The following is a 19,531-nucleotide window of genomic DNA, read 5'->3' as shown; positions in this document are numbered from 1 at the left end:
TCAATTATTATTTTATAAAATCTTATTTATGACTGAATGCCGGTAAGTACCATTTGAATTTTACCGCCAGCAAACGTACGGTAATTATAACAAGCGAAGTCAGTAAATACAAAACATCATTATCTAAATTCAGGGTTTTTAATGCAAAAAACACGATTCCACCAAAAATGCAGATTGTTGCGTAGATTTCTCTTCTAAAAATGGTTGGAATTTCGGTACATAAAATATCCCGAATTACACCCCCAAAACAAGCTGTCATGGTTCCTAAAGCGATGCAAATTACAGGATGTAATCCTTTTGAAATACCTTTTTCCAATCCAATTAAAGTAAAAACGCCCAGTCCGATTGTATCGAATAAAAACAGTGACGTTCTTAACTTTTCAAACTTTTTACGAAAAAGGATCGCAAGAAAAAAACCTAAAATAATCACATACACATATTGCAAATCTTTCATCCAGCCCACCGGTGTTCTGCCAATCAAAACATCACGTAACGTTCCGCCACCAACAGCTGTCACAAAAGCAATAATAAAAACCCCAAACGGATCCAGTTTTTTATGCATTGCCGTTAAAGCCCCAGACATGGCAAAAGCCATTGTCCCGATAATATCTAGTAAGTGAAACATTTTTTTTAGGTTCAAAGGTTCAAAGATGCAGAGGTGCAAAGGTTATTTTCTTGCTTCTTGCTTCTTCCCTCTTTATTCTTTATTCTATTCTCTTTACGCTTTATTCTTAAATCTATTTCTTAGTATAAATCGGGCTTCTTTTCAATAAATACGTAATCGAATCGATCCAGCTGTCTTTCAAATTAAGGAAAGGTTTACGGGTTTGCGAGTAAATTTTGGTAGTACTTTTGTACATATCAAAATATACATTGTAGTAATAATACATTTGTGTATTAGCCGTTGTAGTCGAATAATCGTTCGATTTTACCTTTTTATCGTTATTGCTCCATGTTGTACTTCCGCTTCCGTAAGTCGATGCGGTTGAACTTGTTGACATTGTGTATGAAATTTTTGCCGCAATGATATTATCAACTCCCAGAATTTTTTCGAGATCGGCAATTGGCGTTTCGTCGATATTATGGTGATCAATTCCAGCTTGATGCAATAAACTATTTGTCGTTCTAAGATCCTGAACCGTTAGCGGAAAAATGTTTGCCGATTTATCCAGCAATTTGTTATACATGTCATTTTGGGCGAATTTAGACATATCTTCAGAACTTTGCATATTATCCGAATTTACATAAGGAACTGGGAGCACAGCAATTGTGTTTGGTTTCATTTCTGCAACACTAATTGGGCCTGGAGCCGATGGTATATAAGTGCTTCCTGCCGAAACATCAAAAGTCTGCGAACGACCACTCGCAAAATCTATTCTGGCAATTTGGGAAACATCCAATGAAATTTGAATCGTTTCTCCCGGTAAAGAATATTCAACCGATTGGTCAGATATTTTTGAGATTGTTCCTTCTATAATAGTATAATCTCTTTTAATAATTTTATCCAGTTTTTTTCCGCCTTGAGCGAAACCAAAAACGGACACAAACAACATTAACAATAGAGCAATAACTTTCTGTATTTTCATGGCATTTAGATTAAATTAAATTTGAAAAATTTATGTTATACACAAAGTTAAGAAATCATCTTACAAAAACCATTATAGATTACAAATAAGAATAAGATTTTTCAGGAGCCGGTTCCTGCTGTTCCTTCCAATCTTTTGTGCCTCCCGATAGCTATCGGGACCGGCACAAAAGGATTTTCCCTCCCATCAGGGCTAGGGCACTCATTTTCAAAAGAAAAAAAACCACAAAATAAAAGCAAAAAACCTTAGAACCTTAGTTCCTCAGAATCTTAGCCCCTCAGAGTTACATATTCTGAGTATAATAATTATAGTCTTTCAAGACTACCCGAATAAAGTCGCTATTATCGCCAGATTGATTTTTAATTCCGGTAACGCTTTCAATTTTGGCAACCAGCTTATAAATGATTTCATGATCGTTTTTCCTAACTGCTTTCTGAAATGTTTCTTTAATGATTCGCATATCATTATCAGATAATTTAATGACCAAAGGATAAGTTGGCACATATGAAGTTCCTATTTCTTCGAGGATCGTATGGCTTATATTAATTCTGTTTTTTAAAGTAATAACAGCTGTTCCCGCTGCCATATCGCCTAATCGCTGCGACTTTTTACTTGTAACTATCGACACTAAAGCAACTGCTCCGCCCATAATTGAAAAATCAACCAATCTAAAAAACCAACGAATAAAATAATCTCCAAAACCGGCCTGGTAACCATCAATTTTAACCACTTTTATCTTAAATAGTTTTTTACCAAAAGTTTGTCCTTCAAAAACACTTTCTAAAGTGATCGTATACACCAAAATCGGGAAACTGATAATAAAAACCACGGCTCTAATCGACCAGCTATCTAATGAATCGAATACTCTTTCAATATGAAAAAAATAAAAAAGCACCAATCCAACAACCAATAAATAAGATAATTTGATGATCAAATCAATAAAATAAGAGCCCAATCGCTCGCCAACAGAGGCAGCGATAAAATTTATTTTAACATTTTGTGTTGTGTTAATAGATAATTCTGACATATTTTATATTTTAGCCTGTAATGAGAGAAGTTGCCTTCATAAAACAAAATAAAGAAAAATGGCTGGAGTTTGAGCTCGCTATTTTTGGTAAAGCTAAAAAAAATCCTGATGAGTTAGCAAATTTGTACATTCAAATGATGAATGACCTTGCGTATGCGCAAACTTATTATCCTAAAAGTAAAACGGTTATTTACTTAAATCATCTTGCTTCTCAGATTTATCAAAAAATTTATAAAACGAAACGAACTGAAAAAAATCGAATTGCAGAATTCTTTGTGACCGAAGTTCCGTTACTTGTTTACGAATATAGAAGATACTTGGTGTACGCTTTTGTCTTCTTTTTTGCTTTCGTTGCGATTGGCGCTATTTCTGCCCGCTATGATCCTGATTTTGCCCGATTAATTATGGGCGATGATTATGTGAATATGACTTTAGAAAACATTAAAAAAGGAAACCCAATGGCAGTTTACGGATCTTCAGCCAATTGGGGAACTTTTATTGGCATTACGGTTAACAATATTCAAGTGGGTGCTGCCTGCTATTTCTATGGCATTTTTGGCGGACTTGGTACTTTTTATTATTTACTGCAAAACTGTATTATGCTGGGTTCTTTTCAGTATTTTTTCTTTGAACATGGTGTTTTCTGGAAGAGTGTTCGCGGTATCTGGATTCATGGTTCTATGGAAATTTTCGCTATTGTAATTGAGTCGGCAGCGGGATTTATTTTTGGAGCTTCAATACTTTTTCCAAAGACTTTTTCAAGATTAAATTCTTTTAAAATCGGATTTAAAAACAGTTTCAAAATCTACCTAAGCACGCTTCCGTTTACGTTTATGGCCGGTTTTCTGGAAGGTTTTATTACACGATATTCTATCGACATGCCTATTTGGTTAAGCATTCTTATAATACTAGCAACCTTGAGTTTAATCTCCTATTATTATTTAGTTTATCCTTTTATAGTGCACAAAAAAGTACAACAATTATCAGCCAAATTGACTTAACCGAATCCAATAATGAAGAACATCTTTCTTATTTTATCGTTCTTTTTTTGCTTTAGTATCTCACATGCTCAGGATACTTTGGCGGAAGCCGAACTTCCAAAAGTGGCTACTATAAAATACACTGAAAAAGACATTCAGATTGATTCAGATACAATTGAAGCCAAAACATTCCCTAAAAACTTCAAAAAAAAATATACGGATCCAGAGTTTAATTATGAACCAAAAGCGCCCGAAAGAAGTATTTGGGATAATATTAAAGAGTGGATTGCCAATTTTTTGAGGAAGATTTTCTCTTTCAGTGATGCAAAAACGTCTATCACTGTTACCGTTATTATATTGAGAGTGTTGGCAGTTTTGGTCATTATTGTAGTTATTTATTTAATCGTAAAAGCTTTAATCAATAAAGAAGGGCAATGGATTTTTGGAAAAAATGCTAATAAAAGAACCGTTCAGTATTCTGATATCGAAAAGAATATTCATTTACTTGATTTTAAAAAATTAATACAGGAAAGTATTCAAAACGGAGAAAAAAGACTTGCCATTAGGTACTATTATCTTTGGTTATTAAAAGTAATGGCACAAAATAATTACATCGAATGGGATATCGAAAAAACCAATTCTGATTATTTATACGAACTAAAAAGTCCCGTTTACAGAGAAGATTTTACCTATCTCTCCTACTTGTATAATTATATTTGGTATGGTGAATTTGAAATTGACGAAACAACTTTTACAAAAGCTGAAAACCGCTTTAAGAAATCTATAAAAACTTTTAGCAATGAATAAATCGATCAAAATTTATATCGCTATTCTGGTTTTTGTTTTAGCCTTAATTCTAATTTCAGACCGCGATCAGAAAAAACCAATCGACTGGCGTCCTACATTTTCTGTGCACGACAAAATTCCCTACGGATTGTATATTTTGAACAACGAAATTAAACCTCTTTTAAAAAATCATAAAATTGAAAGGATAGCCGATGTAACGCCATATGAATTTTTGGATTCTAAATACGATGCCGATACTTTGGTAGAGAATTACAAAATCGAAGGTACTTTTTTAAGTATTGCCGATGTTGAGAATATTGACGAACAGTCGGTTAAAGAACTTTTTTATTTTGTTTCACACGGAAATAATGCTTTTTTAAGCATGCGAACATTTCCTGAAGCCTTAATGGATAGCCTCAAAATTGATACAAAATATGAATTTCACGAGCCAAAAAACAATACAATCTGGATGGCAAATAAGAACGTAAGTTCTAAAAAATATGTTTTCCAACAAGCTGTAGAAGATTATTTTTCTAAAATTGATACTGCAAACACAACCGTTTTAGGATATCAAAGCAATCAGAAAAAAGAGAAACACATCAATTTTATAAAGATCCCTTACAAACAGGGTAATTTTTATCTTCACACGCAGCCAGCCGCTTTTACGAACTTTCATTTATTAAAAAAAGACCATTTTCAATATGCTGAAAACGTATTGTCATACATACCAAAAGGCGATGTTTTTTGGTATACCAAATTGCAAAACGATAAATCGATATCTCATTCTCCTTTGCGTTACATTCACAGTCAGCCGGCATTAAAATGGGCCTGGTATTTGAGCTTAATCGGAATTTTAATTTTTATTATTTTTAATGCCAAACGAAAACAAAGAATTGTCCCGATAGTAAAACCTTTGCCTAATTTAACCGTTGAGTTTACCAAAACGATCGGTAATTTATATTATCAGGAAGGCGATCATGAGAATCTGATAGATAAAAAAATCATTTATTTTCTCGAGAAAATCAGAAATGAATATCTTATTGACACAACAAAATTGGATGATGTTTTTATTCAAAAGCTACATCATAAAACAGGAAAAGATATTGCAGATATTCAGGAATTGGTTTTTCTGATTAACGAGCATCGAAATAGTTATCACGGAAGTCTCGAAGAAGATTTAATCAGAATTAATAACGCAATCGAGAAAATTTTACATTAGAAAAAAATATTTGCCACAGATTTAATGATTTTCACAGATTAAAGTAAAAAATAATTATTTAATCCTTTATCCCGATAGCTATCGGGAGCGGCACAGAAAAATAACTAAAACTCAACAAAAGAAAACATAGTAAATCATGGACGATATCAACACCCCAGAAACCGAAATCACAAATGAAAATGTGAATTTTGAAACCAGAATAAATTTAGCACCGCTTTTGGAGCATGTAAATGCAATTAAAACAGAATTGGAAACGGTGATTGTAGGGCAGCAAAAAATGATCGATCAGCTTTTGGTTGCTTTTTTATCAAACGGACATGTTTTATTGGAAGGTGTTCCGGGCGTTGCCAAAACTATTACGGCCAAACTATTATCAAAAACCTTAAATATTGGCTTTAGCCGAATTCAGTTTACACCAGATTTGATGCCGTCAGATATATTGGGAACTTCCATTTTCAATTTAAAAAGCTCTGAATTTGAATTCAAAAAAGGACCAATTTTCTCTAATCTAATTTTGATAGATGAGATCAACCGTGCTCCTGCCAAAACGCAGGCTGCGCTTTTTGAAGTTATGGAAGAACGCCAGATTACAATTGATGGTTCGGCATTTCAATTGGAAACTCCGTTTTTGGTTATTGCCACACAAAATCCAATTGAACAGGAAGGAACGTATCGTTTACCTGAAGCGCAATTAGACCGTTTTTTATTCAAAATTACTATCGATTATCCAAAATTAGACGAAGAAATTCTAATAATTCAGAGAGAACATTTATTGCAGAATCACGGAAAATTGGAAGCGATTAAAACGATACTTTCTGCTGAAGAAATAAAACAGTATCAAGGTTTAGTAAAACAAATTAGAGTCGAGCAAAATCTTTTGGAATATATCGCCAGAATCGTGGTTAATACAAGAGAAAATGCCTTTTTGTACTTAGGGGCTTCACCTCGTGCCTCAATCGCAATTTTAAATGCATCCAAAGGTTTTGCAGCCATTCGTGGTCGCGACTTTGTAACTCCGGAAGATGTTAAAGAAGCGGCAATTCCGGTTTTACAACACCGTGTCATTGTAACTCCTGAACGTGAAATGGAAGGTATTACAAGCTCTGAAATCATCAGGCAAATTCTTGAAACGGTTGAGATACCGAGATAAATATTAGTTTTCAGTCACAGTCTCAGTTTTCAGTGCTAACTACAACTAAAAACTGTGACTGAGACTAAAAACTGAGACTGAGACTGAGACTGAAAACTGAGACTGAAAACCGCGACTGTAAACTAAATAAAAAATGAAATTCATCAAAAGCCTTTATCTCAATAACTTCTTTTTCTATATCCTTTTAGGCATTATAGGAATGTTTGTTTGTGCTTTTATTTTTCCGAATTTATACAACGGCGTTTGGTTTATTATTTTGGTTTTAAGCACGTTTTTGGGTCTCGATATAGTACTTTTATATTTATCAAAAGGAATTGAAGCTTCTAGAAAAACACCGGAAAAACTTTCAAACGGAGATTTGAATCCTATTCAGATTACGATTAAAAATGGTTATACTTTTCCGATTTCGATTAAGATTATTGATGAAATTCCGTTTCAGTTTCAGGTACGTGATTTCAAAATAGTAAAAACGATTCCGGCTTCTGCCCAAAAAGAATTGGGTTATGATTTGCGTCCAACAGAACGCGGTGAATATTACTTTGGAAATTTAAACGTCTATGTTTCTTCTCCTTTAAAATTAATTTCCAGAAGATTTACTTTCGATAAAGATCAAATGGTTCCGACTTATCCTTCGTATATCCAATTGAAGAAATATGATTTGCTGGCTTTTTCGAATAATTTGTATCAATACGGAATCAAGAAAATTCGTCGTATTGGTCATACAATGGAATTTGAACAAATCAAGGAATATGTTCAGGGAGATGATTTGAGAACGATAAACTGGAAAGCGACTGCTAAGAAAAACTCGCTGATGGTCAACCAATTTCAGGACGAAAAATCGCAATCGGTTTATATGGCAATTGACAAAGGCCGTGTGATGCAAATGCCTTTTGATGGTCTAAGCTTATTGGATTATGCCATCAATTCTACACTTGTTTTATCAAATGTTATATTGAAAAAGCAAGACAAAGCCGGAATTTTTGCTTTCTCCAAAAAAGTAGAAAACAGAGTTTTTGCAGAAAGAAGATCTTCGCAAATGCAAAAAATTCTGGAGACTTTATACAACATCAAAACTGATTTTTTTGAAAGCGATTACAGCCGATTGTATGTTGACATAAAGAAAAACATCAATCAGAGAAGTTTGATTATTTTGTATACTAATTTCGAAACAATGGACGGTTTAAACAGGCAATTACCTTATTTAAAAGGAATTGCAAAAAGCCATTTATTAGTTGTCGTTTTCTTTAGCAATACCGAATTGAATGCAATTATCAACAAAAAAACAGACACTATTCAGGAAATTTACGATAAAGTCATAGCCGAAAAATTCATGTTCGAAAAACGCTTAATCGCCAATGAATTGAAGAAATACGGAATACATTCGGTTCTGACACAGCCAGAGAATTTAACTTTAGATGCTATTAATAAGTATTTGGAGATTAAGGCGAGAGGAATTTTATAGAGTGTGAAATGTATTTTGTGAAATGTAAAATGCTCATTACGAAAATTAGCCACGAATTCACGAANNGAATTCGTGGCGAAAAAAAACTTTGAACCTTTGCTTATGAACCTATACAACTTAAAAAAAAGGTTCATTTAAATTTTAATTAATTCTCAAAGTTGATTACTTAAACGATAATCATTAAAAGACTTTCTTTTAGCTTTTATTAATTTATGGTTACATTACGTTATCACGTAAAAATGGATTAATTAAATTAAGTAGTTTTGAAAAATTTAAAATCAATCCTGTAATTTTAAACTAATAAAAAATGAAAAAAGTAACTCTAATTCTGTTCATTTTATTAAGCTGGAAATCTATAGCACAAAAAACAGAAAACATCATCATCATTACCACAGACGGTTTTAGATGGCAGGAAGTCTTTAAAGGAATGGATCCGGCAATTGCCAATGATAAAAAATTCAATCAGGGAGACAGTACTTATATTTATAAGAAATATTCAAGTACCGATTTTAAAGAAAGTCGTAAAAAATTAATGCCTTTTTTATGGTCAGAAATTGCTTCGAAAGGGCAAATTTATGGTAATCGCGATCTTGGCAATAAAGTAAACGTATCCAATCCTTATTGGTTCAGTTATCCCGGATATAGTGAAATTATGACCGGAAATGTTGATGTAGCTATTAATTCGAATGGTTATAAGGCTAATCCAAATGTAAATATTTTAGAATTTCTAAACCAACAGCCAAAGCTTAAAGGTAAAACAGCTGCTTTTGGTGCCTGGGATGCTTTTGACCGGATTTTGAACGAAGAAAGAAGCGGTTTTCCGGTTATCTCTGCCTTTGATAATGTTGGAGGTAACAAACCTACAGCGGCTCAAAAGTTATTAAATGATATGCGTAATAATTCCTTTAAACCTTTTCATGAAGAGGAATGTCAGGATGTTTTTACACATTATCAGGCTTTGGACGAACTTAAAACCAAGAAACCAAAAGTGCTTTATATCGCCTACGGAGAAACGGACGAATGGGCGCATCACGGACATTACAGATCCTATCTTGACGCTGCCAACCAGGTTGATAAATGGATCAAAGAAATCTGGGATTTCGTGCAAAATGATCCGCAGTACAAAAACAAAACGACCTTACTAATCACTGTAGATCACGGTCGTGGCGACAAAACAAAAGCACAATGGACTGATCATGGTGCTGATGTTGTAGGTGCCTCCGAAATTTGGTTCGCTGCCATTGGACCAGAAATTGCAGCAAAAGGCGAAATTAAAACCGATTCTCAATGGTATCAAAAACAATTTGCACAAACCATTGCAAAAATTATGGGATATAATTTTACCACAACACATCCTGTGGCCAATGAAATTCCGGAATTACTCCAAAAATAAATTTAACAACCCTAAATAATTAACCAACTAAACCAACCAAAACCAATGAAAAAAATTCTGCTAAGTCTTTTTTTATCAATTCTTTTTGTTCCGAAGATAATGGCTCAGGCCGATACAACCGCAGCCTATTATGAAAAAATTGATCAATCCCTAAAGTATGAAACCGGAAAAATCACTTTATCTGAGGGAGAAGGAATATTAAATGTTCCCAAAGGATTTAAGTTCTTAAATGGAGAACAAACACAGCATGTTGTAGGCGATTTATGGGGGAATCCCAAAGATGAATCCATTTTAGGAGCACTCGTGCCAGACGGCAAAGGCGTAACACACAGCAATAGCTGGATGTTTGTAATTAGCTATCAAGGTGATGGTTTTGTAAAAGATGACGACGCAAACGATATTGACTATGATGATTTACTAAAAACCATGCAAGAAGACACAAAAACGACAAGTGAAGAAAGAAAAAAAGCTGGTTTTGAAGAAGTTCAAATAGTGGGCTGGGCATCAAAACCTTATTATGATACTAATTTAAAAGTATTACACTGGGCAAAAGAGTTGAAATTTGGTCAAAATCCTTCTAATACCCTGAACTATGATTTGAGAGTTTTAGGACGAAAAGGAATGTATAATATATCTGCGGTTGCAAACATGAGCGAACTTGCAGAAGTAAAAGCCAGTATTCCCGGAATTCTGAAAAGTGTAGAATTTAATGACGGACATAAATATTTAGACTTTGACGCAGATACTGATACCGTGGCTGCATGGACCATTGGAGGTTTAGTAGCTGGAAAAGTTTTGGCAAAAGTGGGCTTCTTTGCTATTTTGGCAAAATTTGGTAAAGTCATTGTTGTGGGTCTTATTGCAGCATTTGCTGGTCTTAAGAAATTCCTTTTTGGTAAAAAAGATCAGGTCATGACAAAACCAAAAGAAGAGGAAGAACTTGTAGAAGAAACAGCATCTACTGAGGAATAGATTGTTTTTTTGCCACTAATTTGCTTCGCCTATTCGCTATCGCTCGAGTCACGAATTTTCACGAATTAGTATTTTGCATTTAAGCCGAATAAAAAATTCATGAAAATTCGTGAAATTTGTGGCAAACTTTTTTTTTCAAAAGCTTTGAACCTCTGCACCTATGAACCTTTGCACCTTTTTAAAAAAATTCTCAGTACCTTAGCACCTCAGAACCTAAGTACCTTCAGAAAAAAATGAAACAAATCACTTCCATTCAAAATCCGTTTATAAAATCACTTGTTTTACTGCAGGAAAAAGCAAAAGCCCGCAAACAAACCGGAACATTTTTGATTGAAGGTTTACGAGAAATTTCAATCGCATTAAAAGGAGGTTACGAATTAGAAACCGTTTTGTTTTTACCCGAATTAGTAACTGAAAACCAAATTAATAAATTGGTTAATACGTCTGTTCAATTAATAGAAATCAACAAAGAAGTCTATCAAAAACTGGCTTATCGCGATACAACCGAAGGAATTTTGGCTGTAGCCAAAACCAAATCCATGCAATTATCTGATTTAAAACTATCTGATAATCCATTAATTTTAGTGGCTGAAGCACCTGAAAAACCAGGCAATATAGGAGCACTTTTGCGTACTGCTGATGCTGCCAACCTTGATGCAGTTTTAATCGCCAATCCAAAAAGTGATTTATACAATCCAAATATTGTGCGTTCAAGCGTGGGTTGCTTGTTTACCAATCAAATTGCAACCGGAACCACAGACGAAATCATTGCTTTTTTGAAAGAAAAAAAGATTGATTTTTATTGCGCCACTTTACAAAACTCAACCTCTTATCATACCCAAAATTTCACTACTGCCACAGCTTTAGTTGTCGGTACCGAAGCCACCGGATTAACACAAGAATGGCGCGATGCAGCTACGCAAAACATTATTATTCCGATGCAGGGCGAAATCGACAGTATGAACGTTTCGGTTGCAGCTGCGATTTTAATTTTTGAAGCCAAACGTCAAAGAGGATTTAACTAAAAACCAAAATACCATCTACTTATGAACTACAAATTATCTCTTTTTGCCTTATTATTTAGTTTCTCCCTTTCGGCACAAATTACGAATCCTGAAGTAGATGAATTGGTCAATCGTACCATAAAAGCCTTTGATGTTCCCGGGATTGCGGTAGCAATTGTTAAAGATGGAAAAGTGGTTTTGGCAAAAGGATATGGTGTAAAATCAATTTTAACAAATGAAAAAGTTGATGCTAACACCCTTTTCGGAATTGCATCTAACAGTAAAGCTTTTACAACTGCTGCACTTGCCATGCTAGTTGATGAAGGCAAAATAAAATGGGATGATAAAGTGATAAAATATCTTCCGGATTTTAAAATGTATGATGAGTATGTTACAAACGAGTTTACAATTCGTGACCTATTAACGCACAGAAGTGGTCTCGGACTTGGAGCAGGAGATTTAATGATCTGGCCTGACGGAAGCGATTTTAAAGCCGCTGATATTGTTCATAATTTAAGATATTTAAAACCGGTTTCCAGCTTTAGAACCAAATACGATTATGATAATTTGATGTACATCATTGCCGGTGAAATTGTTCACGTTGTAAGCGGACAAACCTGGGCTGATTTTGTTGAAACACGCATTATGAAACCATTAGAAATGGACAAAAGTGTGGCTTCTGTAAAACGTTTAAAAGATACTTCTAATGTTATTACGCCTCATGTTCCGATTGATGGAAAATTAAAAACTATCAAACGTTATGAAAATAACCTTTTTGATGGAGCTGCCGGAATTTACTCCAGTGTAAATGATTTGAGCAAATGGGCGATTTTACAAATTAATAACGGAAAATATGGTGATAACAAACAGCTTTTTTCAGAGAAAGAACACGATGAAATGTGGCAATTGCAAACCATTATTCCAACTAAAACAAGACCTCCTTACAATACCCATTTTTCAGGTTATGGTTTAGGCTGGTTTTTAAGTGATGTAAAAGGATACAAACAAGTTTCGCATACTGGAGGTCTGGAAGGAAACGTGACACAAACAACTTTAATTCCGGAAATTGGTTTGGGAATTATTGTTTTAACCAATCAACAATCCGGAGCCGCATTTAGTGCCATTACGAATACCATTAAAGACAGTTATTTAGGTCTTAAATCGGATGATTATGTGACGGTTTACAGCAATCGAACGAAAGCCAATGAAGCATCTGCTGATAAAGTAACCGATGAAGTTTGGGCAACTGTTGCCAAAAACAAAAAGGACAAATTAAAAACTGATTTTTCTAAAATTACAGGAACTTACAAAGACAATTGGTTTGGAGAAATTACACTCACAGAGAAAAAAGGGAAACTATATTTTGCCTCAAAACGTTCTTCTCAACTAGCTGGAGAAGTATTTTTCTATAAAGAGGGCAACTATGTGGTAAAATGGAACAATGCTTTTTTCCATGCCGATGCGCATCTACTATTTAAATATGATGAAAGCGGAAAAGTGATCAACTTAAAAATGCTACCAATTTCTGAGTTAACTGATTTTAGTTACGATTTTCAGGATTTGGATTTTTCAAAAGAATAGTTTTAGGTTTTAGGTTTTAGATTTTAGATTTTAGATTTTAGATTAAATTCTACGAATTTAATTTTCAAAGAAACAGCTCTTGCCCAAATTCAGACTATTAAAAAATCCAAAATTTTAGTTGATTTTACATTCAAAAAATCTAAAATCTAAAATCACAAATCAGCAATCTAAAACCTTGCGTATATTCAAACTAATGCTTATTTTTAGTACTTGAACTATGCCGTTATGATAGAAATAGATATTGAAAAAGAAAACAAAGCGATTGCGCAGGAATACAAAGAATTACTTCGAATAAGTTACCAGACTTTAACACCCGCTGATAAAAAACTAATCCGGAAAGCATTTGATGTGGCCGTTGACGCCCACAAAGAACAAAGACGCAAATCTGGCGAAGCGTATATCTTTCATCCTATTGCAGTTGCAAAAATTGTTGCCTCTGAAATTGGTTTGGGAGCGACGTCTATCGCCGCGGCCTTATTGCACGATGTTGTTGAAGATACTCCAATGACTGTTGAAGATATTGAACGTTTATTCAACCCGAAAGTAGCACAATTAGTTGAAGGTCTGACTAAAATTTCGCTGGTTCAAAAAGACTTAAATGCCTCTATGCAGGCTGAGAATTTCAGAAAAATGATCCTCACACTGAACGATGATGTTCGTGTTATCCTTATTAAATTGGCCGACCGTCTTCATAATATGCAGACAATGGACTCAATGGTGGAATACAAACAAACAAAAATCGCTTCAGAAACTTTATATATTTATGCCCCTCTCGCCCATCGTTTGGGACTTTATAACATTAAAACGAAGCTAGAAGATTTAGGTTTAAAATATACAGAACCTGCTGTTTACAATGATATTGTAAGCAAAATCAGAGAAACAAAAGAAGAACAGGATGCTTACATTAAAGATATTTCAGATGTTTTGAAAAAATCTTTAGACAATGAAGAAATCGATTATATCATAAAAGGACGCCCGAAATCTATTTATTCTATTCGCCGAAAAATGCGTGCGCAAAACGTGAGTTTTGATGAAGTATACGACAAATTCGCGCTTAGAATCGTTTACAAAGCAGATCCGCATGATGAAAAGTTTGTGGCCTGGAAAATCTATTCGATTGTAACAGATCACTACAGACCAAGCCCGAGTCGTTTGCGCGACTGGATTTCATCTCCAAAATCAACTGGTTATGAGGCTTTGCACATTACCGTTATGGGACCAAAAGGTCGTTGGGTTGAAGTTCAGGTTCGAAGTGAGCGTATGGATGAAATTGCCGAAAAAGGTTACGCAGCACACTACAAATACAAAAACGGTGCAACAGAAGAAAGTGGATTGGATGTCTGGTTAAACCTTCTGCGTGAAGCACTGGAAAATCAGGAAACCAATGCCGTTGATTTTGTGGAAGATTTTAAAATGAATTTGTATTCAAAAGAAATCTTTGTCTTTACACCAAAAGGAGAAATAAAATCACTGCCAAAAGGTGCTACTTCTTTAGATTTTGCTTTTAGTATTCACTCTGAAATTGGAATTAAAACCAGAGGAACTCGTGTAAACGGACGTTTGGTTCCGTTAAATCACGAACTAAAAAGTGGTGATCAGGTAGAAGTTATTACTTCTGCCAACCAAAAACCAACGGTAAACTGGCTGGAATATGTAACAACATCACGCGCCAAAAATAAAATTAAAAACGTTCTCAACGAAAACACCAAAAAAATTGCCGAGGAAGGAAAAGAACTACTTACCCGAAAATTAAAACACCTTAAAATAACCATCAGCGAACAGGTTATCAATGAACTGGTAAACTTCTTTAAACTAAAAACTAGTCTGGATTTATTTTACAGAGTTGGAATTGGTGCCATTGAAAATCAGCAGCTAAAAGATTATGCTGCTCAAAAAAGCAACTCGATTATCAATTTCTTTAAAAATAAAATTAAAAGAAATAAGGATACCGCAGACGAGGATATTCATAAACCAGTCATCAGCAGTAATTATGACATGCTGGTTTTTGGAACAGAACATGATAAGCTCGATTACAAACTTTCGCAATGTTGCAACCCAATTCCGGGTGATGATGTTTTTGGTTTTGTAACGATCAACGAAGGAATTAAAGTACATAAAAAAGACTGCCCAAATGCCATCGGAATGCAGTCTAATTATGCGTACCGAATCATGAGCGCGAAATGGATCGACTCTTCTCAGGAAGAATTCAAAGCCATTATCAATATCACAGGAATGGATGTTTTAGGACTTACCAATCAATTGACAAGAGTTATTTCAAACAATATGAGCGTCAATATTCAGAGTATTTCTTTGAGTACTGATGCCGGAATTTTCCATGGACAGATTGCGGTAATTGTTAAAAACAATACGATTCTGAAGAAAATGATCAATGCAATAAAAAAAATTGATGGGGTTGATAAAGTAACACGAGAATATAGAACCTAAATTCTAACAAAATTTAATCAAAATGCAAATAGTGCTTTAATTATGGAAAACGAAATTTTAGAAATTCCCAAAATACATTTTGATAAAAAGGGAGCACTTTTAATTGTTGCTTCGGAAACTTCTTCAAAAGATGATTTTGATTTTTTTCAGGGAAAATCCATTATTCGGAACAAAAAATTAAAAAGCAGATTTACAAATTGTACCGAATGGATCGAATTTCCATCCACTCAGGAAATGTATAAGATTTTGAATGGCATTGGCAATATCGATAATTTCCTTGCCACTTTTGATGGCGAACCTTTTGAAGGCATGACAGTTCGATTATTTAATCCGAAAACAAAATTGTGGAGTATCTATTGGGCTGATTCAACTTCAGGGACATTAGACAGACCGGTGGTTGGTTCATTTGAAAATAAAGTGGGGCACTTTTTCTCCCAGGATATTTTTGAAGGTAAAAATGTATTACAAGTATTTCGTTGGGATGCCAGAGATGAAAACAATCCCGTTTGGAGTCAGGCAATGTCTGATGATCAAGGAAAAAACTGGGAATGGAACTGGTACATGTACATGTCAAAAACCAACTAAAAATTTGTTAGTTTTATCATAAATAAAAATAATTATGTTAATTAAGTTCTTTTGGGTTTCGTAAAAATTATTAGTATAAAAGCCTGTATTTATTGCATTATTATTAATCAAATCGCGATTCGAACGTTAAACTTTAAACCCGAAACTTTTATTCATTAAAAATAAAAAATTATCTTTGCCGGATATGACACTCATTTCAACTGACAACACTAAGAATCAAGAAATTGTAAAAAATGTTTTTACAATGTATCTTGAACAAAAAGGGCATCGCAAAACTCCTGAGCGTTATGCTATACTTCAGGAAATTTACGATAGCGAAGAGCATTTTGATATAGAAAACCTTTATATCAAGATGAAAAACAAAAACTATCGTGTGAGTAGAGCAACTTTATACAACACGATCGAGTTATTGTTAGACTGCGCTTTGGTTAGAAAACATCAATTTGGACAAAATCAGGCTTACTACGAAAAATCATATTTTGACAAACAGCACGATCATATTATTATGACCGATTCTGGCGAAGTAATTGAATTTTGCGATCCAAGAATTCAAACCATCAAAAAAACAATCGAAGAAATATTTGATATCGAAATTACGAATCATTCACTTTATTTCTACGGTAACAAAAAGCAAAAACAATAATCCGGAAAGGGAATTATTCAAAAAAATAAAAAAAAGAAAATTAACTACATTAATCAGTAGGGCAACTCAAATTGCCTCAACGCAAATTAAAACAGAATGACCGTAGATTTATTACTAGGATTACAATGGGGAGATGAAGGTAAAGGGAAAATTGTTGACGTTCTTACCTCAAATTATGATATTATTGCACGTTTTCAAGGAGGACCAAATGCAGGACATACATTAGAATTTGACGGAATTAAACACGTACTGCGAACCATTCCTTCAGGGATTTTTCATAAAAATTCAATTAATATTATCGGAAATGGTGTTGTAATTGACCCGGTAGTTTTTCAAAAAGAAATCGAAGGTTTAGCCAAATTTAACCTTGATATCAAAAGTAAATTAATCATTTCAAGAAAAGCACATTTAATTTTACCAACGCACCGTTTGTTAGATGCAGCTTCTGAAGCATCAAAAGGAAAAGCGAAAATTGGTTCTACATTAAAAGGAATTGGTCCAACTTACATGGACAAAACGGGTAGAAATGGATTACGCGTTGGAGATGTTGAACTTGAGGATTTTAAAGAACGTTACAGAGCATTAGCAGACAAACATGAAGCAATGATTGCTTTTTATGATGTTGCTATTCAATATAACTTAGCTGAACTTGAAAAAGAGTTTTTTGAAGCTATCGAAGAATTAAAAAAATTAGATTTTATTGACAGTGAAGAATACATGTACCAGGCTCAAAAAGCAGGTAAATCTATTTTATGCGAAGGTGCTCAGGGATCTTTATTAGATGTTGATTTTGGAACTTACCCGTTCGTAACTTCATCAAACACTACTGCTGCAGGAGCGTGTACTGGTTTAGGAATTGCTCCTAATAAAATCAAAGAAGTTTACGGAATTTTTAAAGCTTATGTTACACGTGTTGGTAGCGGACCTTTCCCAACGGAACTTTTTGACGAAGTTGGTGCTACAATGGCAAGAGTTGGAAACGAATTTGGATCTGTTACAGGAAGACAAAGACGTTGTGGATGGCTAGACTTAGTAGCTTTAAAATATGCTGTACAGGTTAACGGTGTTACACAATTAATGATGATGAAAGGTGATGTTCTTTCAGGATTCGAAACTTTAAAAGTTTGTACTGAATACAATTACAAAGGACAAATTATTTCTCACTTTCCTTATAACATCGAGCCAGAAAATGTAACTCCTGTTTATAAAGAGTTTAAAGGATGGCAAGCGGACTTAACAGGATTGACTACTTATGAGCAATTACCTACAGAGTTAAAAGAATATATTGAATTTATTGAAGCAGAAGTTGGAGTGCCAATCAAAATTGTATCGGTTGGGCCAGACAGAAAGCAAACAATAACAAAATAACACCTCTAAACGCTCTGATAATCAGGGCGTTTTTTTTATATAAATTTATCTGCCTTATGAAAAACCCGGAAATTAAAGTTACAGAAACGAAGTTATTATCAGACAATTGGTATATCCTAAATAAGGTTACTTTCACTTATCAAAAAGAAAACGAAAAAGTGCAGACTCACGTTCGCGAAATTTACGATCGTGGAAATGGTGCCGGAATTTTATTATACAATTCAACAACGAAAAAGGTTATCCTAACAAGACAATTTCGTTTACCTACTTTCCTTAATGGAAACAAAACCGGAATGATGATTGAAGTTTGTGCAGGACTTTTAGACGAAGACAACCCTGAAGAATGCGTTATTCGTGAAACTGAAGAAGAAACTGGATATCGTATTAAAAAGGTGGAGAAAGTTACCCAAACCTATATGTCTCCAGGTGCTGTAACCGAAATTTTATACTTATTTACAGGCGAATATGATGAAAGCATGAAAGTAAGCGAAGGCGGAGGATTAGCCTCTGAACAAGAAAACATTGAAGTTCTGGAGTATACCTTTGAAGAAGCCTATGCCATGATAGAATCGGGCGAAATTGTGGATGCAAAAACTATTATTTTATTGCAGCATGCTAAGATAAAGGGGCTGATTTAAAAAAAATATTAATTTTAAAATAAAAAATAGCCAAATGAGACCAGTAATAATTTTCATATCGTTATTATTATATATCCAATCTTGGTCTCAAAATAATAATCAGATTGAAGATTTACAATTAAAAGATTTTAATCGGGCAAAAGATTTTTTGAAAGATTCAAATCTAAATGGAGCTATGAATTCATTCTATAATGCAAACCGCTTTAATCCAAAAAAACAAATTGGCGCCCTCTCTTTAAAAAAAGCAGATTCAATCAAAATAATTCTCAGGAAAAATTTAAGTAATGAATTGGTTGGTAATTGGAAAATGATTGATGATGTTCCTTCATGGGTCATGAGAGAAAACAGCATTGTTGGCCAGATGATAAAAATTAATACAAGTGAAATCCAGTTTTTTGAATTGATAAGAAATGCAAAAAACTGGAAATTAGCAAAAACTGAAAAAATACTTTATTCTGACTAATTTTCAGAGAGTTCTTCCTATGCTGATCTAATCTATTCTAATAATGAAATTTGGCAGTACTGGATAGATGTAAAAACAGGTTACCTTAATCTAACAAATACTGGAGAAAAGACCAAAACAGGAAGAACAGATATTATTTGTGGAGCAGTTAAAAGAACTTACTTCAAATTACAATAGTTTCCTTATTGCTGAATTCTAAATGATAATCAAATAAACTATTTAGCAAATT

Annotated in this window: 18 protein-coding genes; 15 read left to right on the top strand and 3 right to left on the bottom strand. The window is 34.0% G+C overall.

Annotated features, from left to right (window positions below; all coding sequences use genetic code 11):
- Positions 1–22: 22 nt before the first annotated feature.
- From B0A65_RS18590 to B0A65_RS18580, 3 genes are all read right to left on the bottom strand, one after another.
- Positions 23–625 (bottom strand): trimeric intracellular cation channel family protein, encoded by a 603-nt coding sequence (locus B0A65_RS18590; RefSeq protein ID WP_074656549.1) that lies wholly within the window; start codon positions 623–625, stop codon positions 23–25.
- 112 nt (positions 626–737) lie between these two features.
- Complete coding sequence (locus tag B0A65_RS18585) at positions 738–1,586, bottom strand: hypothetical protein (protein WP_074656546.1); 849 nt, start codon at positions 1,584–1,586, stop codon at positions 738–740.
- A 283-nt stretch (positions 1,587–1,869) separates the two neighbouring features.
- Positions 1,870–2,613, bottom strand: a complete 744-nt coding sequence (locus tag B0A65_RS18580) for an RDD family protein (RefSeq protein ID WP_074656545.1) — start codon at positions 2,611–2,613, stop codon at positions 1,870–1,872.
- Positions 2,614–2,633: 20 nt separating this feature from the next.
- On the opposite strand from B0A65_RS18580, the gene B0A65_RS18575 reads away from it, so the two are divergent.
- The 15 genes from B0A65_RS18575 (at position 2,634) to B0A65_RS18505 (ending at position 19,302) form a co-directional block, all read left to right on the top strand.
- Entirely contained in the window at positions 2,634–3,614 is a 981-nt protein-coding gene (locus B0A65_RS18575; RefSeq protein ID WP_074656542.1) for a stage II sporulation protein M, read from the top strand.
- A 12-nt stretch (positions 3,615–3,626) separates the two neighbouring features.
- Complete coding sequence (locus B0A65_RS18570) at positions 3,627–4,400, top strand: DUF4129 domain-containing protein (protein WP_074656540.1); 774 nt, start codon at positions 3,627–3,629, stop codon at positions 4,398–4,400.
- Positions 4,393–5,598 carry a DUF4350 domain-containing protein gene (locus B0A65_RS18565; protein ID WP_074656537.1) on the top strand — a complete coding sequence of 402 codons (1,206 nt, stop codon included), beginning with the start codon at positions 4,393–4,395 and terminating at the stop codon, positions 5,596–5,598. The genes B0A65_RS18570 and B0A65_RS18565 overlap by 8 nt, the downstream gene beginning before the upstream one ends.
- 136 nt (positions 5,599–5,734) lie before the next feature.
- Entirely contained in the window at positions 5,735–6,748 is a 1,014-nt protein-coding gene (locus B0A65_RS18560; RefSeq protein ID WP_074656535.1) for an AAA family ATPase, read from the top strand.
- A 133-nt stretch (positions 6,749–6,881) separates the two neighbouring features.
- Positions 6,882–8,210: a DUF58 domain-containing protein gene (locus B0A65_RS18555; RefSeq protein WP_074656532.1), complete on the top strand. Its 1,329-nt coding sequence runs from the start codon at positions 6,882–6,884 to the stop codon at positions 8,208–8,210.
- Between the two features lie 307 nt (positions 8,211–8,517).
- Entirely contained in the window at positions 8,518–9,603 is a 1,086-nt protein-coding gene (locus B0A65_RS18550; protein WP_074656530.1) for a phosphoglyceromutase, read from the top strand.
- 45 nt (positions 9,604–9,648) lie between these two features.
- Entirely contained in the window at positions 9,649–10,575 is a 927-nt protein-coding gene (locus B0A65_RS18545; RefSeq protein ID WP_074656528.1) for a DUF2167 domain-containing protein, read from the top strand.
- Between the two features lie 233 nt (positions 10,576–10,808).
- Positions 10,809–11,600 carry a TrmH family RNA methyltransferase gene (locus B0A65_RS18540; protein WP_074656527.1) on the top strand — a complete coding sequence of 264 codons (792 nt, stop codon included), beginning with the start codon at positions 10,809–10,811 and terminating at the stop codon, positions 11,598–11,600.
- Positions 11,601–11,621: 21 nt separating this feature from the next.
- On the top strand, positions 11,622–13,160 hold the full coding sequence (locus B0A65_RS18535) for a serine hydrolase (protein ID WP_074656525.1): 1,539 nt from the start codon (positions 11,622–11,624) through the stop codon (positions 13,158–13,160).
- Between the two features lie 225 nt (positions 13,161–13,385).
- Positions 13,386–15,605 (top strand): RelA/SpoT family protein, encoded by a 2,220-nt coding sequence (locus B0A65_RS18530; protein WP_074656523.1) that lies wholly within the window; start codon positions 13,386–13,388, stop codon positions 15,603–15,605.
- A gap of 42 nt (positions 15,606–15,647) precedes the next feature.
- A complete protein-coding gene (locus tag B0A65_RS18525) occupies positions 15,648–16,190 on the top strand; it encodes a hypothetical protein (RefSeq protein WP_083370352.1) in 543 nt (180 codons plus the stop codon).
- A 184-nt stretch (positions 16,191–16,374) separates the two neighbouring features.
- Positions 16,375–16,833 (top strand): Fur family transcriptional regulator, encoded by a 459-nt coding sequence (locus tag B0A65_RS18520; RefSeq protein WP_026981862.1) that lies wholly within the window; start codon positions 16,375–16,377, stop codon positions 16,831–16,833.
- Positions 16,834–16,929: 96 nt separating this feature from the next.
- Positions 16,930–18,201, top strand: coding sequence for an adenylosuccinate synthase (locus B0A65_RS18515; protein WP_074656520.1), 1,272 nt, complete (start codon positions 16,930–16,932; stop codon positions 18,199–18,201).
- A 56-nt stretch (positions 18,202–18,257) separates the two neighbouring features.
- On the top strand, positions 18,258–18,839 hold the full coding sequence (locus B0A65_RS18510; RefSeq protein ID WP_074656516.1) for an NUDIX domain-containing protein: 582 nt from the start codon (positions 18,258–18,260) through the stop codon (positions 18,837–18,839).
- A gap of 34 nt (positions 18,840–18,873) precedes the next feature.
- A complete protein-coding gene (locus B0A65_RS18505) occupies positions 18,874–19,302 on the top strand; it encodes a hypothetical protein (protein ID WP_074656512.1) in 429 nt (142 codons plus the stop codon).
- Positions 19,303–19,531: the final 229 nt, after the last annotated feature.

Source organism: Flavobacterium frigidimaris (genome assembly GCF_002217275.1).
In the GTDB taxonomy this organism is placed as follows: Bacteria; Bacteroidota; Bacteroidia; order Flavobacteriales; family Flavobacteriaceae; genus Flavobacterium; species Flavobacterium aquidurense.
Note: the sequence above shows the minus strand (reverse complement) of the source record. Positions and strands in the feature narration are given on the sequence as shown.

Bases quoted from the DNA above. Each gene is read 5' to 3' on its own strand.
- B0A65_RS18590 (WP_074656549.1), bottom strand. From the start codon at position 625: ATGTTTCACTTACTAGATATTATCGGGACAATGGCTTTTGCCATGTCT.
- B0A65_RS18585 (WP_074656546.1), bottom strand. From the start codon at position 1,586: ATGAAAATACAGAAAGTTATTGCTCTATTGTTAATGTTGTTTGTGTCC.
- B0A65_RS18580 (WP_074656545.1), bottom strand. From the start codon at position 2,613: ATGTCAGAATTATCTATTAACACAACACAAAATGTTAAAATAAATTTT.
- B0A65_RS18575 (WP_074656542.1), top strand. From the start codon at position 2,634: ATGAGAGAAGTTGCCTTCATAAAACAAAATAAAGAAAAATGGCTGGAG.
- B0A65_RS18570 (WP_074656540.1), top strand. From the start codon at position 3,627: ATGAAGAACATCTTTCTTATTTTATCGTTCTTTTTTTGCTTTAGTATC.
- B0A65_RS18565 (WP_074656537.1), top strand. From the start codon at position 4,393: ATGAATAAATCGATCAAAATTTATATCGCTATTCTGGTTTTTGTTTTA.
- B0A65_RS18560 (WP_074656535.1), top strand. From the start codon at position 5,735: ATGGACGATATCAACACCCCAGAAACCGAAATCACAAATGAAAATGTG.
- B0A65_RS18555 (WP_074656532.1), top strand. From the start codon at position 6,882: ATGAAATTCATCAAAAGCCTTTATCTCAATAACTTCTTTTTCTATATC.
- B0A65_RS18550 (WP_074656530.1), top strand. From the start codon at position 8,518: ATGAAAAAAGTAACTCTAATTCTGTTCATTTTATTAAGCTGGAAATCT.
- B0A65_RS18545 (WP_074656528.1), top strand. From the start codon at position 9,649: ATGAAAAAAATTCTGCTAAGTCTTTTTTTATCAATTCTTTTTGTTCCG.
- B0A65_RS18540 (WP_074656527.1), top strand. From the start codon at position 10,809: ATGAAACAAATCACTTCCATTCAAAATCCGTTTATAAAATCACTTGTT.
- B0A65_RS18535 (WP_074656525.1), top strand. From the start codon at position 11,622: ATGAACTACAAATTATCTCTTTTTGCCTTATTATTTAGTTTCTCCCTT.
- B0A65_RS18530 (WP_074656523.1), top strand. From the start codon at position 13,386: ATGATAGAAATAGATATTGAAAAAGAAAACAAAGCGATTGCGCAGGAA.
- B0A65_RS18525 (WP_083370352.1), top strand. From the start codon at position 15,648: ATGGAAAACGAAATTTTAGAAATTCCCAAAATACATTTTGATAAAAAG.
- B0A65_RS18520 (WP_026981862.1), top strand. From the start codon at position 16,375: ATGACACTCATTTCAACTGACAACACTAAGAATCAAGAAATTGTAAAA.
- B0A65_RS18515 (WP_074656520.1), top strand. From the start codon at position 16,930: ATGACCGTAGATTTATTACTAGGATTACAATGGGGAGATGAAGGTAAA.
- B0A65_RS18510 (WP_074656516.1), top strand. From the start codon at position 18,258: ATGAAAAACCCGGAAATTAAAGTTACAGAAACGAAGTTATTATCAGAC.
- B0A65_RS18505 (WP_074656512.1), top strand. From the start codon at position 18,874: ATGAGACCAGTAATAATTTTCATATCGTTATTATTATATATCCAATCT.